The 15,109-nt window shown below is 71.8% G+C and carries 10 protein-coding genes; 2 read left to right on the plus strand and 8 right to left on the minus strand.

Annotated elements, in window-relative coordinates; translation table 11 throughout:
• Entirely contained in the window at positions 1–285 is a 285-nt protein-coding gene (locus tag PZB77_RS05625; protein ID WP_275491437.1) for a nucleotide pyrophosphohydrolase, read from the minus strand.
• Positions 286–694: 409 nt separating this feature from the next.
• Here PZB77_RS05625 and PZB77_RS05630 point away from each other — a divergent pair, with 409 nt between their 5' ends.
• Positions 695–2,224 carry a UDP-N-acetylglucosamine 1-carboxyvinyltransferase gene (locus PZB77_RS05630; RefSeq protein ID WP_275491438.1) on the plus strand — a complete coding sequence of 510 codons (1,530 nt, stop codon included), beginning with the start codon at positions 695–697 and terminating at the stop codon, positions 2,222–2,224.
• A gap of 145 nt (positions 2,225–2,369) precedes the next feature.
• Here the strand turns inward: PZB77_RS05630 and PZB77_RS05635 are convergent, their stop codons facing one another.
• Positions 2,370–4,496 carry a cellulose binding domain-containing protein gene (locus tag PZB77_RS05635; protein WP_275491439.1) on the minus strand — a complete coding sequence of 709 codons (2,127 nt, stop codon included), beginning with the start codon at positions 4,494–4,496 and terminating at the stop codon, positions 2,370–2,372.
• Between the two features lie 1,058 nt (positions 4,497–5,554).
• Here PZB77_RS05635 and PZB77_RS05640 point away from each other — a divergent pair.
• Complete coding sequence (locus PZB77_RS05640; RefSeq protein WP_275491441.1) at positions 5,555–7,972, plus strand: glycoside hydrolase family 9 protein; 2,418 nt, start codon at positions 5,555–5,557, stop codon at positions 7,970–7,972.
• A 126-nt stretch (positions 7,973–8,098) separates the two neighbouring features.
• On the opposite strand, the gene PZB77_RS05645 is transcribed toward PZB77_RS05640, so the two are convergent.
• The 6 genes from PZB77_RS05645 to PZB77_RS05670 form a co-directional block, all read right to left on the minus strand.
• Positions 8,099–8,776, minus strand: coding sequence for a DNA methyltransferase (locus tag PZB77_RS05645; RefSeq protein ID WP_275491442.1), 678 nt, complete (start codon positions 8,774–8,776; stop codon positions 8,099–8,101).
• 111 nt (positions 8,777–8,887) lie between these two features.
• Positions 8,888–10,138, minus strand: a complete 1,251-nt coding sequence (locus PZB77_RS05650) for an MFS transporter (protein WP_275491444.1) — start codon at positions 10,136–10,138, stop codon at positions 8,888–8,890.
• Positions 10,135–11,409: a hypothetical protein gene (locus PZB77_RS05655; RefSeq protein ID WP_275491445.1), complete on the minus strand. Its 1,275-nt coding sequence runs from the start codon at positions 11,407–11,409 to the stop codon at positions 10,135–10,137. The genes PZB77_RS05650 and PZB77_RS05655 overlap by 4 nt, the downstream gene beginning before the upstream one ends.
• Positions 11,406–12,707, minus strand: a complete 1,302-nt coding sequence (locus tag PZB77_RS05660; protein WP_275491446.1) for an ATP-grasp domain-containing protein — start codon at positions 12,705–12,707, stop codon at positions 11,406–11,408. Before PZB77_RS05660 ends, PZB77_RS05655 begins: the two co-directional genes overlap by 4 nt.
• Positions 12,704–13,303: a serine O-acetyltransferase EpsC gene (epsC, locus tag PZB77_RS05665; RefSeq protein ID WP_275491447.1), complete on the minus strand. Its 600-nt coding sequence runs from the start codon at positions 13,301–13,303 to the stop codon at positions 12,704–12,706. Before epsC ends, PZB77_RS05660 begins: the two co-directional genes overlap by 4 nt.
• On the minus strand, positions 13,300–14,253 hold the full coding sequence (locus tag PZB77_RS05670; RefSeq protein WP_275491448.1) for a cysteine synthase family protein: 954 nt from the start codon (positions 14,251–14,253) through the stop codon (positions 13,300–13,302). Before PZB77_RS05670 ends, epsC begins: the two co-directional genes overlap by 4 nt.
• Positions 14,254–15,109: the final 856 nt, after the last annotated feature.

The following is a 15,109-nucleotide window of genomic DNA, read 5'->3' on the forward strand; positions in this document are numbered from 1 at the left end:
CTACTCTGATGTCCGGTCGTGGATCGCCGCCGCCCCCGCCGACGGGGCCGTCTCCGGCTCGGTCATCCTTCGGGCGCACGCCGGCCCGAGGTCGATGCCGTAGAGGCGGGCCCGGACGAGGACGGACCCCAGGCAGTCCGGGAGTTCGTGCGCGAGGGCACCGGGCGCGGCGCCGGAATACTGGCGGGCACCCTCCTCCGCCATGACGGTCCTGGTGAGGTCGCCCACGTCGCCGACGGACCCGAGCGTGAACTCCTCCTGGTTCCACGTGCGGCCGCGGGCCACCAGAGCGAGCCGGTCGTCAGCGTGAGGATTCGCATCACGCGCTCCGCGAGGGGCTCCGGTCCCTCAGGTTCCTGGTCCACGTACGGGTTCTACCCGAAGTGGGCGGCGCCGCAACTCGGCACGGGGCCCGCGAGTCCCCCAAGTGGGCACGCGCGGTGACGGGACACGGACCGCGGAACCGCCGGCATCCCCGCGCGGAGCGGGTTGCCATGCGTTCATGGAGCGATCGTGCAACCCTGACGCCGGGTCACTGTCGCTCCCGGGTGACCGTACGCAGGCGGCGGGGAGGCGGAATTCCCGGCGCGCCCGCCCCGGTGCCACGGACGGCCCTGCGGCGCCCCCGCCGGCTTTTCACCCGAACGCCCCGCCCGAACGCACGCACATCTCATATGTGAGATAGCCTGCCGGTATGTCAGACGACTACCTCGTACGCATCGGCAAGCTCATCCGTGACGCCCGTCAGCACCGGGGCTGGACACAGACACAGTTGGCCGAGGCACTCGCGACCAGCCAGAGCGCCGTCAACCGCATCGAGCGCGGCAACCAGAACATCAGCCTTGAGATGATCGCCCGCATCGGCGAGGCCCTCGACAGCGAGATCGTGTCGCTCGGGTACGCCGGCCCCATGCATCTGCGGGTCGTCGGCGGGCGGCGCCTCTCGGGCGCCATCGACGTCAAGACGAGCAAGAACGCCTGCGTCGCCCTGCTCTGCGGCTCGCTCCTCAACAAGGGCCGCACGGTACTGCGCCGCGTCGCCCGCATCGAAGAGGTCTTCCGCCTCCTGGAGGTCCTCAACTCCATCGGTGTACGCACCCGCTGGATCAACGAGGGTGTGGACCTTGAGATCGTGCCGCCGGCGCAGCTGGACATGGAGGCGATCGACGCCGACGCCGCGCGCCGCACCCGCTCGATCATCATGTTCCTGGGCCCGCTGCTGCATCGCATGGACCAGTTCAAGCTCCCGTACGCGGGCGGCTGCGACCTCGGTACACGGACGATCGAGCCGCACATGATCGCGCTGCGCCGCTTCGGCCTGGAGATCGCCGCGACGGACGGTCTCTACCACGCGCAGATCGACCACTCCGTCTCCCCCGGCCGGCCCATCGTGCTGACCGAACGCGGTGACACCGTGACCGAGAACGCGCTGCTCGCGGCCGCCCGGCACGACGGCACCACCGTCATCCGCAACGCCTCGTCCAACTACATGGTCCAGGACCTCTGCTTCTTCCTGGAGACCCTGGGCGTACGGGTGGACGGCGTCGGCACCACCACGCTGACCGTCCACGGCGTGCCGCAGATCGACGTGGATGTGGACTACTCCCCCTCCGAGGACCCGGTCGAGGCGATGAGCCTGCTGGCCGCGGCCGTGGTGACGGAGTCGGAACTCACGATCCGCCGGGTGCCGATCGAGTTCCTGGAGATCGAGCTCGCCGTGCTGGAGGAGATGGGCGTCGACTGCGCCCGTACCCCCGAGTACGCGGCGGACAACGGCCGTACCCGGCTGGTGGACCTCACCGTGCGCCCCTCCAAACTGGAGGCGCCGATCGACAAGATCCACCCGATGCCGTTCCCCGGTCTGAACATCGACAACGTGCCGTTCTTCGCGGCCATCGCCGCCTCCGCGCACGGCCAGACCCTGATCCACGACTGGGTCTACGACAACCGGGCGATCTACCTGACCGACCTCAACCGCCTCGGCGGCCGCCTCCAGTTGCTCGACCCGCACCGCGTCCTCGTCGAGGGCCCGACCCGCTGGCGCGCAGCCGAGATGATGTGCCCGCCGGCGCTCCGCCCGGCCGTCGTCGTGCTGCTCGCGATGATGGCGGCCGAGGGGACCTCCGTACTCCGCAACGTGTACGTGATCAACCGCGGTTACGAGGACCTCGCGGAGCGGCTCAACTCGGTGGGCGCGCAGATCGAGATCTTCCGGGACATCTGAGGAGGAGCCGGCCCGTCCGGGCGGCGGCGTCCTGTCGCCGCCCGGTCCGGGTGCCGCGCGTGGTAACGGAACCCCCGCCCACCCCTCCCGGGGGGTTCTCCCGGGAGGGCTGGGCCTGCGGTCCTGGTCCCGGAGGGACCGGGCGTCAGCCGCTCGAGCAGACGGTGCCGTTGAGGCGGAAGGCCGTCGGGTCCGGGTTGGGCCCGTCGTTGGCGCCGACGAATCCGAAGGAGGCCGTCGAGCCGCCGCCCGGAGCCAGCGGCCCCGCGCCGTCGGGGGCGGTCACCCGTACGTGTGAGCCGGTCTGGTGGAACGTGGCGTTCCAGCCGGAGGACACCGTCTGGGTCCCGGTCGGCCAGTCCCAGTCGACGGTCCAGCCGGTGATCGGCGTGTCGGAGAGGTTGCGGACCGTGACTGTGGATACGAAACCGTTGCCCCAGCTCGTGTCCCGGTGGTAGGTCACCGCGCAGGCCGCGTCCGACGGAATGCCGGTGGTGAAGGTCAGCGGGGAGGACGGGGCGGAGAGCCGCCCCGAGGCGTCGGCCGCCAGCACGTTGACCGTGTGGGTGCTGCCCGGAGGCAGGTTCCGCAGGGTGACGGACGTGCCGGTGGCCTCGCCGACCAAGCGGGTGTGCGTGCCGTCGCGCTCCTGGACGAGGTAGCGGGCCGCGCCCGTCGCGCCCGTCCAGGACAGGCGCGCGGTGGTGGCGCTCACCCCGTCCAGTTTCGGGGTGCCCGGGGTTCCGGCGGCCGAGGTGGCCGGTCCGGTGCCGGCTCGCGGTTCGAGGGTGAGGGTGAGCAGTGCGTACGGCGGCACGGTGACCCGGGAGGCGGACGCCTCCCCGGCGGCGAGCGCGGTGATGTCGCTGTCGCCCCGTGCGTAGCGGCTGGCCCCGGGCGCGGTGGCGGACGGCGTGAAGCCCGCGTACGCGAGGTCCACGGTCCGGGCGGCGTCCGGGTTCTTGTTGACGAGCATGACGCTCAGCCGCCCGTCGCGCCGGAGCACCGCGTGTGCCGAGACGTCCTGCGCGGAGGACGCGGCGGCGACCATGGTGTCGCCCTCCGTGCCCAGTTCGCTGGTCATCTTCATGCCGTAGTAGGGGTGGAACGGCGTGTTCGGCGCCGGCTCGCACACGTCACCGGCGCAAGCGCCGCTGGAGAGCATGCCCATGTCACCGTAGTCCGTCTCACCGTCGACGGTCGTGATCTTGTCGATGCCGTTGTGGGTGTTCCACCAGTCGACGTTGAACACGCCGTTCTCCAGAGCCGTCATGAACGCGTCGGCCGCGAAGAGTCCGTTGGGACGTGCGGTGAGCCGGGCGCCACCCGTGTTGGTGTTGATCTCGGTGAGGGCGATGCCGATGCGCGGTGAGTCGGCGCCCGCGTACCGGTCGAGCTGGCTGCGCACCTCCCGCAGTTCGCCGGGCAGCCGGGCCAGCCTGGCCGAGGCGTCCGCGGCGGTGGTGTCGGATCCGCCCGCGTACCAGTGGACGCTCACGAAGTCGACGACGTCGGCCACTTCGGGGAGCACGGTGTTGTTCCAGTCACCGGGATCTCCCTCGCCCACCACGCCGTCCGGCCATTCGCCCGGAGAGGTGAGGACTGCGCCGATCTTGACGGTCGGGTCGACGGCCTTCATGGCTGCGGCGTAGGCACGCACCTGGCGCGCGTACTCCCGAGGGCTCTTGTCCGGGTGGTCGTCGTGCTCCCACCCGCTGCCGTAGTGGCCGTTGCCGTAGATCTCGTTGCCGATCTCCCAGTACTTCGCGCCGTACTTCTTGGTGATGTTCGCGTACCTGACCCAGCCGGCCGCCTCCTCGGGCGTGCCCGATCCGTAGTTGGCGATCAGGATCGGCTGTGCGCCGGTGGCGCGGACGGTGCCCATGAAGGAGTCGAAGCCGGTACCCGGGGCGACATAGCCCCCGGGCGCCGTGTGCGTCTCCCAGTGGTAGATGTCCGCGTACGACCCACCGGGGTAGCGCATCGCACCCACGTCGGCCGCCCTCATCAGGCCGGCCACCTCGGGATCGTTCATGTGCGAGTCCCACACGGCGGCGTTGACACCGCGGGCGGTGTCGGACAGCCGGCCCAACGACGCCTGGGCGTTGACCTGCACATCCACGTCAGCGACGTCGGTCGTCGGGGTCGCGGCGGGCGCGACGCCGACCAGCGACGTCAGCAGGGCTGTGGCCACGGCCAGAACGGCCGCGCCCCGCGCGAGGGGGCGTAGGCCGGTGGTGGCCGGGCGGCCGGGTCCGTGCGGTGCTGGCATGGGAGTCCTCACTGGGTGGTCCGTCGTCACGAGCGGGTCGGTGGATGTCGGGCCGTGCCGCTGAGCAGGCGAATGACCGGAGTGGCAGGCGAAGCGCCGGCCGGGCAGCGGAACGTTCCGCGCGGGCCGGCGCGGAAGGCGAGACGTGAGCGCGTTTTCGCGGGCGAGGCACGAACGGGCCGGCGGTGGGGTCCGACATGTGGGAGCGCTCCCATAGTGGGAGCGGCGTGACGTGGTGTCAACGCCCGTGCACCAAAGCGATGTCGGACGCACTGCGACGACCCGGCCGGCGCCCACGAGCCCCGGTCCACACCTCCCCGGCCGCCCTCGCGCGCCCGCCTCGGGAGGCCGACGAATTCGGGCGGCCGGGCGCGACCGCCCCGGGGCGACCGCAGGGCGCCGGGGAGAGGAAGGGCACAGGCGGTACCGACCCGGCCCGCCGGCGTCCCGCCCGTGCGGCGCGTCCGGGGGGCCTACCCGGCGAGCGCACAGTTTCAGCCACCCGGCGCAGATGTGGCGCGTTCGCACATTGCCGCTTCGTTTCACAGCGCGGCAGTCTGAAGCGCGGGAGCGCTCCCATCACGTTGCACGCCGCCGCGCCCACGGCCGACGCTCCCCACGGAAAGAAGACATCATGGCTTGTCAGGTGCACGTAATGCTGCGGATCGCGCGCCCATGGCGCGGTCCCACGCTCGGCCGGAGCGCGGTCGGCCCCGTCCTGTTCAGCGCGGATCGCGCGCCCGCGGCGCGGTCCGGCGCCCGCCCTGAGCGCTGTCGTCGCCGTCCTGCCCGGCCCGGTCTCCCGGAGCGGTGCGGTTGCCGTGCCAGGACTCGCCCGGGGACCGGACGCGCCTCCTGCGCGGCGACGTGAGCTTCGGCTGACCCCGCTGCCCGACCGGCCGCCCCACCCGGCTCCGAAACCGTCCCGCGGGACACGCTCGCGTCCGCCCGCACGGTGCGGTTCCGCCGGAAAGCCCGCGCCGTCGGCCGCACCGCTCGTACACCGCTCCGCCACCAAGACCCCGCCGCACGCCGCCCACCCACGGAAAGACGATCCGTTGCGTCTGCCAGCCTTCTCGCACCTGCCCCGCACCCACCTCCCACCTTCTTCCCCCGGCCCTCTCCCCCGCGTCCGCCGTTCCCGCTGGGGCGTCGCCCTCGCCGGTGTGACCGCCCTGCTCGCCGTCACCCTCACACCGCTCGCCGCCACCCCGGCCGAGGCCGCCCCCGCGTTCGCCTACGGCGAGGCGCTGCAGAAGTCGCTCTTCTTCTACGAGGCCCAGCGCTCCGGCCGTCTGCCCGACGACAACCGGGTCTCCTGGCGCGGCGACTCGGGTCTGGACGACGGCAAGGACGTCGGTCTGGACCTGACCGGCGGCTGGTACGACGCCGGCGACCACGTGAAGTTCGGCCTCCCCATGGCGTACAGCGCCACTGTCCTGGCCTGGGGCGGCGTGGAGCAGAAGGCCGCGTACGCCGCGTCGGGGCAGCTGAAGTACCTCAAGGACAACCTGCGCTTCGTCAACGACTACTTCGTCAGGGCGCACCCGTCTCCCAACGTGCTGTACGGCCAGGTGGGCAACGGCGCCGACGACCACAAGTGGTGGGGTCCGGCCGAGGTGATGCCGATGGTCCGGCCCGCCTACCGGATCGACGCCTCCTGCCCCGGGACGGACCTCGCAGGGCAGACGGCCGCCGCGATGGCCGCCTCGTCGATGCTGTTCTCCGACGACGACCCGGCCTACGCGGCGAAGCTGGTCACCCACGCGAAGCAGTTGTACACGTTCGCCGACACCTACCGGGGCAAGTACAGCGACTGCATCACCGACGCGAAGGCGTACTACAACTCCTGGAGCGGGTACCAGGACGAGCTGGTGTGGGGCGCCGTCTGGCTCTACCGGGCCACCGGTGACGCCGCCTATCTCGCCAAGGCCGAGCAGTACTACGACGGCCTCTCCACCGAGCCGCAGACCACCACCCGCTCCTACCGGTGGACGCTCTCCTGGGACGACACCTCCTACGGCTCCTACGTGCTGCTCGCCAAGCTCACCGGAAAGCAGAAGTACATCGACGACACCAACCGATGGCTGGACTGGTGGACGTCCGGGGTGAACGGCGCGAAGGTCCGCTACTCCCCCGGCGGCGAGGCCGTGCTGGACTCGTGGGGCTCCCTGCGGTACGCGGCCAACACCGCGTTCGCCGCGCTCTCCTACAGCGACTGGCTGACGGGCGACGCGACCCGCAAGGCGCGTTACCACGACTTCGCGGTGCGCCAGATCGACTACGCGCTCGGCGACAACCCGCGCAAGGCGAGCTACGTGGTCGGCTTCGGCAACACGCCTCCCACCAAACCGCACCACCGCACCTCGCACGGCTCGTGGACCGACCAGATCACCAGCCCCGCCGAGAGCCGCCACACCCTCTACGGCGCCCTCGTCGGCGGTCCGAGCGCACCCGACGACGCCTACAGCGACGACCGGCAGAACTACACCAACAACGAGGTCGCCACCGACTACAACGCCGCGTTCACCGGCGCCCTCGCCCGCCTCTACGCCGAGTACGGGGGCGCCCCGCTCGCCGCCTTCCCGCCGACCGAGCAGCCGGACGGGCCGCAGGTGCTGGCGCAGGCGTCGGTGAACGCCTCCGGGAGCAACTTCACCGAGATCAAGGCGTACCTGGTGAACAAGTCGGCCTGGCCCGCCCGGTCGCTGACGAAGGCCTCCCTGCGGTACTACTTCACGCTGGAACCGGGAGTATCGCCGGCGGACATCACGGTCACCACCAACTACAACCAGTGCGGCACCGCGAGCGGCCCCACGCGGTACGCGGGCGACGTGTACTACGTGAGCGTGGACTGCTCGAACACGGTGATCGCCCCGGCCGGGCAGTCGGCGTACCGCAAGGAGGTCCAGTTCCGCATCAGCTCCGCGGGCGCCTGGGACCCGTCCGACGACTGGTCCGTCCAGGGCCTGCCCAGCACGCCGGGCGCCACCCCGGCGGACGCGCCGAACCTGGTGCTGCTGGACGGGGGCGTACGTCAGTGGGGAGCGCTGCCGGACGGATCAGGTCCGACACCCACCCCGACACCCACTCCCACCCCGACTCCTACGCCGACGCCCACCCCGACTCCTACGCCCACTCCGACCCCGACGCCCCTTCCGGGCGCCGCCTGCTCCGTCGCCTACAAGGTCGGCTCCTCCTGGGGCAGTGGCTTCACCGCCGACGTCACCGTCCGCAACACCGGTACCACCGCGGTGAACGGTTGGCGCCTGACCTGGAGCTTCTCCGGCGGCGAGAAGGTCACCAGCGCGTGGAACGCGACCGCCACCCAGACCGGCGCGGCCGTGACCGCCACCGACGGCGGCCACAACAAGGCGATCCCCCTGGGCGGTTCGACGTCCTTCGGATTCCAGGGTTCCGGCGTGCCCGGCGCAGCCCCCTCCGGCTTCGCCCTGAACGGCGTTCCCTGCACCTAGAGGAGAGGGACACCTCCAGGGGCACGCCCCCGCCCCCGGCTCGACAGAGCCGGGGGCGGGGGCGTGCCGGTGCGGGGGCTGCGCCCCGACGCCCGGCCGCACGGGTCCGTGCGGCCGGACATCGGGTCATGCGGTGGGCTTCACGGCCATCAGCAGGTACTCGTGCGAGCGGTTCGACAGCATCGGATCGTCGCCGCCCGCCGGCCGCTCGTAGAGGTGGATGCGCTCGTCGCCCAGCGTCAGATGGCGGCCGAGCACGCGTGAGGCGTCCCAGGCGAGCGGCACGAAGGATCCCGCCACCCGGCGGTTCTGCACGGCGATCACCGCGTACGCGCCCGGTCGCATCACGTCGGCGATGGCGGCGAAGGTCTCGTCGAGGGCGCTCAGGTAGTCGTCGTAGTCGCGCAGCGCGTACATCTGGCCGGTCCCCGCCGCGTCGACGTCCAGGTCGGTGCCGAAGTAGGGGAGATCGCACAGGACCAGGTCCGCCGAGCCGGGGTCCAGCGGCGGTTTGCGGGCGTCCCCGCACAGCATCCGTTGCCCGGGGTAGGGCTCCAGCCGTCGGCGGGCCTCCTCCGCACGGGACTCGTTGATCTCCAGCCCGACGCCCAGCCGGCCCTCGGCCGCGCAGGCAACCAGCGTCGTACCCCATCCGGCGAAGGGGTCGAACACCAGGTCACCGGGGTTGCTCAACTCGACGATCAACGGCCGCAACTGGCTGACCAGACCGCTCTGCCCGGCCGCCCCGGCGAGGGCGTACTCCGGGTCCTCGCCCCCCAGCACCAGCCAACTGGAAACCCCCATCAGGATCACGCAACCCTTCTGCGACGTCGCCGCCGGCGGCACGGTGCCGGGGCGGCCTTCGGAACTGGACACACGGAACGGGACACGTCTCGGTACGGGCCCCGGGCCGGTTCAGGAACCCACCGAGCGCGGTTCACCGGCCGGCTCGGTCTTCGGCCGCGGATGCACCGCCGCCTCGGGAAGGCGCCGTTCCAGGCGGAGCACGCCCAGCGCGGAACAGGTCACGCCGGCCGCGAGCAGCAGCCACATGCCGGTCGCGGACACCGACAGCAGGGCGGTCAGCACCGCCGGAGCCAGTGCGATGGGGACCGCCCAGGAGAGCTGGTAGACCGCCAGATGACGGCCGCGGGTCGCCTCCGGGGCCGCGTGCGCCACCAGGGCGGACGCCGTGGCCCCGTGGAACAGCTCCCCCACGGTGAAGGCCAGCGTGGCGGCGAAGACACCGATGACCACGGCGGTCCCCGCCGGGAAGGCGCCCAGCACCGCGAAGGCGACGAAGGAGGCGGCGAAGACCGCCGTTCCCAGCACCATGGCCCGCGTCCTGCGGTACGCGCCGAGCATCCGGGTGACCGGTATCTGCAGGAGCGCGATGCCCACCGTGTTCACCGCGTACAAGACCCCCACCAGGGAGTTGGGCGCGCCCAGCTCCTGGGTGAGATAGACCGGGAGGCTCACCGAGAGCACCATGTACCCGAAGGCGGTCGGCACGTTCAGCAGGGACAGGATCAGGAAGGGACGGTTGCGCGCCACCAGCCGGTAGCCGCCCTTGCGGGAGACCCGGCCGCCGGGCGGCGGGGCCGCCCGGTCGGTGGGGATCGTCCGGATGAGCGCGGCGGCCGCCAGGTAACCGACCGCCACGGAGATCACGATCAGGTGGTAGGCGGAGTCGTTGCCCAGCGCCAGCGCGGCACCCGCGACCAGTCCGCCCAGTCCCATGCCGGCGTTGCGCAGGCTGCGCTGCGCGGCGAGCAGTTTGTCCCGGTCGGTGCCGTGCACGATCTCGGCCACGAAGGACTGGATGGCCGGGGGGAAGGACATGTCTCCCAGCGCGACGGGCAGCACCACGGCGAACATGACCACCCCGTTGTCCACGAACGGGTAAGCGCAGAACCCCGCGGCGCGCAGCACGTAGCCGGCGACGACGACGGTGCGGGCGCCGAACCGGTCGATGAGCACACCGGCGACGGGGTTGCTCACCAGGCCGATCACCGCGGCGGTGGTCATGATGACGCCGATCCGGGTGATCGGCAGCCCGGTGACGTAGTGGAAGTACAGCAGGGAGAGCGGGAGGTACATGCCGCTGCCGGTGGCGTCGACCACCATCCCGGCCATGTACCTGACCTGGTTCGACGGCTTCTTCACGGTGCTCCCACGATCTCCGTCTGGGCCTGTACCCGCGCGCCGAGTTCGCGCAGTCTTCGCTCGCACTCGGCCCGGGTCGGGGCGGTGGCCACGGCCGCGGTGAGGAAGTCCGCCGATCCCGAGGCGGGGGCGATCACCTGGCCCGGCGCGGCGAAGAGCCAGAAGCCCTCCACCCAGGGGTCGTCGGGCACCTCGGGCAGCGAGCGCACCAGCCCCGGCCGCTTCATCGTCAGCACCTGACCGGACATGCACCGGGGCCGCAGCGGCGCCCGCTCGACCGCGCCGTCCTCGAAGCCGGGAAGCGGCAGACCCGCTTCCGCGCGGGTCGCGTACGCGCCGAGGTGGATGCCGAAGAGCGCCCGGAACACCTCCCGGATCTTCGCGCCGCCCGGCCGGCAGGCGATCTCGCACAGGACGAGCCGCCCGTCCGGCGTGTGGAAGACCTCGGCGTGGAAGGCGTGGGTCCGCAGCCGGGAGTCCTGCGGTTTCAGCGCCGCGAGCACCTGGTCGACCAGCTCCAGCAGTCGCGGGGTCAGCGGGTCGTCCGTGTCCAGCGTCAGGTCGACGCGCGGCCCCGGATCGGCGGCGAACGAGGAGAGGTCGTACTGGTACTGGGAGGGCCAGGCCGCCACGGTCCGGCCGTCGACCACCAGCCCGTCGACGTGGCACATGCGGCCGGGAACGAACGCCTCCAGCAGCACGTCGTCACGCGGCGGTCCGGGGAACGCGCTCTCGACGCAGCTCTCCAGTTCGTCCTCGTCCCGCAGGATCCGCAGGCCGACGGAGTTCCATCCGGCCCGCTCCTTGAACACCACCGGGAAGCCGTGCACTCCGGCGAACTCGCGTGCCTCGTCGGCGGTCCGCACCACGATCCCCGGGGCGACCTCGACGCCGGCCTGCCGCGCGAGCCGCTTCATCAGGGCCTTGTCCCGGAACGGCCGGACGTCGGCGGCCCAGGCCCCGTCGAGGCCGAGGCGCTGACGGAGCTCGGCGGCCCGGGCCACGTCCGCCTCGTGCAGGGCGACGACGTGGGTGACGCGGAACTCCTCGGCCAGCTCCAGCGCCCGGTCGATGACCGCCTCGTCGTCGAAGTCGTCGAATATCTCCAGGCGGGTGAACCCGAGCTCGTCCTCGCGGCCCTCGGGCACCTCCTCGCCGGCGAGTTCGATCTTGTCGCGGGCCGCGAGGACGACGACGTCGTCCCGGCCGGCCAGCCACTCCCCGTAGGGGAAGGGCTCGAACGGGTTGCGGTGCAGGACGAGGACGCTCATGCGGACTCCACCGTCCACTCCGTCACCGGGGCCGCTTCGGCGAGAAGCGGCCGGCCGTCGGCACCCAGCACCCGCACCTTGATCGTGTCGCGGATGACCTCCGCCCCCCGCCGGACGGCCGCCGTCGTGTCGGGGCCCGCCACGGCCACCAGGCCGAGCCGGTCCCAGTTGTCCCGCACGGCGCGGACGTCGTCACCGGGTTTGGCACTGATCCGTACGTCGAGCACGCCCTCCTGGCGCAGCGCCTCCGCCACGCCTTCGACGGACTCCACGCGGCCGCCGGGTTCGCCCACCAGGACCCGCACGCTCGCACCGGCGTGCGCCACGGGCCGGTCGGGCAATTCCTCGACCAGCCGGAACGGCCAGCCGAGGGCGAGGGTCATCAGGTCGATGCCGTACGCGCTGCGGACGAGTTCCGGAATGGCGTCGCCGGCGACCCGGTTGTGGCTCTCGATCACCCTCGGACCGTCCTTGCCGATCCGTATCTCGGTGTGGGAGACGCCGTCCCGGTAGCCGATCAGATCGAGGAAGCGGCCCACGCTCTGCCGTACCTGCTCCTGTGCACCGGACGGCAGCCGGGCGGGTACCGCGTGGCCCAGTTCGGCGCAGTGGGCGGGGTCGGTGAACTTCTCGGTGATCGCCGCGACGACGTGGCGGCCCGCGAAACTGAAGGCCTCCACGCTGTACTCGGGGCCGTCCAGGTACTCCTCCATCAGGAAGTCCTGGAGGATGAAGAGCGTCGAGATCCGGTCGGTCCGCGTGCCGACCAGCCGCTGTACCTCGTCCCACACCCCCTCGACGTCGGCGGGGCCGTCGACGCGGCGCACCCCGATGCTCGCGGTGGCGTCGGTCGGCTTGACGATGAACGGGTAGCCGTGGCGGCTGCCGAACGCGTCCAGGTCCGCCCGGGCGCGCAGCGGTGCGGCCTGGACCGCGTCGGGGTCGACCGCGGCGAAGTGACGGCGCATCACTCCCTTGTCCCGGAACCGCAGGGCGACCTCGTGGCCGGTGCCGCCGAGACCGAACAGGTCGTTGATGGACGCGGCCGCTTCGAGTCCCGGCTCGGTCAGCGAGAGCGCGGCGGCGAACCCGGGGACCTCGTGCAGTTCGCGGGCGATGGGCTCCACGGCGTCCCACCGCGTGAAGTCCACGACGCGGACGAGGTCGACGAGGCGCTCCTGCTCCGGGGTGATTTTAGTGGGGTGCTGGAGCAGCAGGACGTGCAGGCCGAGTGCCTCGGCCTTGATCAGGGTCTCGTCGGTGGCGCCGACGAGCAGCAGTGTGCGCTCGGGGTTCATCGGTCCGTTCCGTTCTCGGGGGTGGGCGTCGGGGGGTGCGTGACGGTGGAGGTCCGGGCCCCCGACATCCGTACGTGTGCCCCCTTGGGTACGTCGTCCAGGACGAGGGACATCGCACCGATCAGGGCGTCGTCACCTATGGTGATCGGGCCCAGCAGGGTGGCCCCGGCGCCCACCGTCACGCCGTTGCCGAGCCGCGGGTGCCGTCTGGCGTCGCCCGCCGGGTGTCGCTCGCGCTCCTGCCACCAGCCGGTGGAGCCGATCGTGACCTGGTGGAACAGGGAGACGTCGTCGCCGATGACGGCGGTCTCGCCGATCACGACGCCGCAGCCGTGGTCGATGAAGAACCGCCGGCCGATCTGCGCGCCCGGGTGGATGTCGACACCGCCGGTGAGCGCCTTGGTCACCAGGGAGACGATCCGTGCCGAACGGTGATGACGGTGCCGGTACAGGTAGTTGCCCGCACGGTGCCCGGCCAGCGACATCAGGGTGGGGTGGAGCAGCGCCTCGCTCCGGGAACGGATGGAGGGATCGCGGGCGACGACGACGTCCAGCGTCTCCCGCAACCGCCGGCGCACTCCTCGTCCGCCGCTCATCCGGCCGGCTCGGCCTCGGTGGGCCACCAGCTGAGGTAGCGCTCGCCGGTGTCGGGGAAGACGGTCACGACGGTGGCGCCCGACAGGTCGTGGCGACGGGCCAGTTCGACGCAGCCGTGTGCCGCGGCGCCCGAGGAGACGCCGACGAGCAGGCCGCTGGTGGTGGCGATGGCCCGTGTCGCGGCCGCCGCGTCCTTGTCGGAGACAGCGATCACCTCGTCGATGAGGGTGGTGTCGGTGACGGGGCTGATGAAGCCGCCGTTGAGTCCGGGTATGCGGTGCGGACCGGGCGGGCCGCCCGACAGCAGCGCGGAGCCCTCCGGTTCGACGGCGACGACGTGGAGGTCCGGGTTGCGCTCGCGCAGGAAGCGGGCGATGCCGGTGAGGGTGCCGCCGGTGCCCACCGTGCAGACGAGGTGGTCGACGCGGCCGCCGGTGTCCCGCCAGATCTCGGGTCCGGTGGACTCGTAGTGGGCCCGCACGTTGTCGGGGTTCTCGTGCTGGCGCGCGTACCAGGAGTCCGGTGTCCGCGCGTGCAGCTGTTCGGCCCGCTCCACACATCCGGCGAAGCCCAGGGTGTGGTCGGTGAACTCGACTTCGGCCCCCAGCATCCGCAGCGTCAGGACACGTTCGCGGGAGGCGTTGTCGGGCAGCACGATCCGGCACGGGTAGCCGCGCACGGTGGCCAGCGAAGCGAGCGCGATCCCGGTGTTGCCCGACGTCGACTCGATGACGGTCGCGCCGGGACGCAGTGCACCGGACTTCTCGGCAGCCCTCATCATGAAGAGGGCGGCCCGGTCCTTGATGCTGGAGAGGGGGTTGGCCGCCTCCAGCTTGGCCAGTACCCGCGTGGCGGCGGGCAGCCCGTCGAGGCGGAGCTTCAGCAGCGGGGTGTCGCCGATGAGGTCCTCGGACGAGTCGGCGACGTTGACGGCGATCGGGTTCGCCACGGTTCCTCCGGGTCGGTTCGGGGCGACGTGGATCAGCGGGTGTCGTGCACGGGCTGTCCCGCGATGCGTGGTGGATCGGTGCGCTGCGTCACATGCGGTGCGCCGCGTCACATGCGGTGCGCCGCGTCACATGCGGTGCGCCGCGTCACATGCGGTGCGCCGCGTCACATGCGGTGCGCCGCGCGGTGAAGGGGCGTCCGGGCGCGGGACGTGCGGGGGCGCTGCGACGACGCGGCGAGGGCCTTTGGCCGACGCCGCGCATCCACCGGGAAGTGCGGGACGGCGCGTACGGGTGCCACATGGTCCTCGGACAAGGGGGACAGGCCCCCGTTCCCCTTGCCGGCGGCCGGCCAAAAGCCGTGCTCGCGGCTGACGGGGGATTCCCGGCGGGCTGCGAGGGCCACGCGGCGCGGCCGCATCACGGGCACTTCGTTCTTTCGCTCGGGAGGGTTGAATTTCGCTTGCTTTCCGATCCGGTCCCGCGGCTCCCGGGAAAGCGGATCGCCGGTGACATCACGTCGTGCCCACGGACCTTCCCCGGTCATTTCTGATGCCGGTTCTCTTTCCAGCATGTTTCGGCCCTCCCCCCGATGCACCACTCCGCGGATTGTGCCGGGCGATCCCGCGACTCCGCCATGACGTCCATGCCTCGGGTCACCGCACTGCACACTTTCCAGGGGTTGATGCAGACTGACAAATCACCCTATGTAGGGGTAGCGAGCGCGCGGGGAGGGCTGATTGCGCCGCGCGCCGCCCCGGTTGCCCGAACGCGGTCGCCCATCCTGCGAAAGGCCGGGCCCGCACACCCCCACTTGCCAATCACAACGAGCCGATCGCATACTGCCCAGAATTCCGG

The organism is Streptomyces sp. AM 2-1-1, from assembly GCF_029167645.1.
GTDB lineage: Bacteria > Actinomycetota > Actinomycetes > Streptomycetales > Streptomycetaceae > Streptomyces.

Excerpts from the sequence above, each read along its gene's own strand:
- epsC (WP_275491447.1), bottom strand. The coding sequence starts at position 13,303 with ATGAGCGGCGGACGAGGAGTGCGCCGGCGGTTGCGGGAGACGCTGGAC.
- PZB77_RS05645 (WP_275491442.1), bottom strand. The coding sequence starts at position 8,776 with ATGGGGGTTTCCAGTTGGCTGGTGCTGGGGGGCGAGGACCCGGAGTAC.
- PZB77_RS05655 (WP_275491445.1), bottom strand. The coding sequence starts at position 11,409 with ATGAGCGTCCTCGTCCTGCACCGCAACCCGTTCGAGCCCTTCCCCTAC.
- PZB77_RS05660 (WP_275491446.1), bottom strand. The coding sequence starts at position 12,707 with ATGAACCCCGAGCGCACACTGCTGCTCGTCGGCGCCACCGACGAGACC.
- PZB77_RS05630 (WP_275491438.1), top strand. The coding sequence starts at position 695 with ATGTCAGACGACTACCTCGTACGCATCGGCAAGCTCATCCGTGACGCC.
- PZB77_RS05635 (WP_275491439.1), bottom strand. The coding sequence starts at position 4,496 with ATGCCAGCACCGCACGGACCCGGCCGCCCGGCCACCACCGGCCTACGC.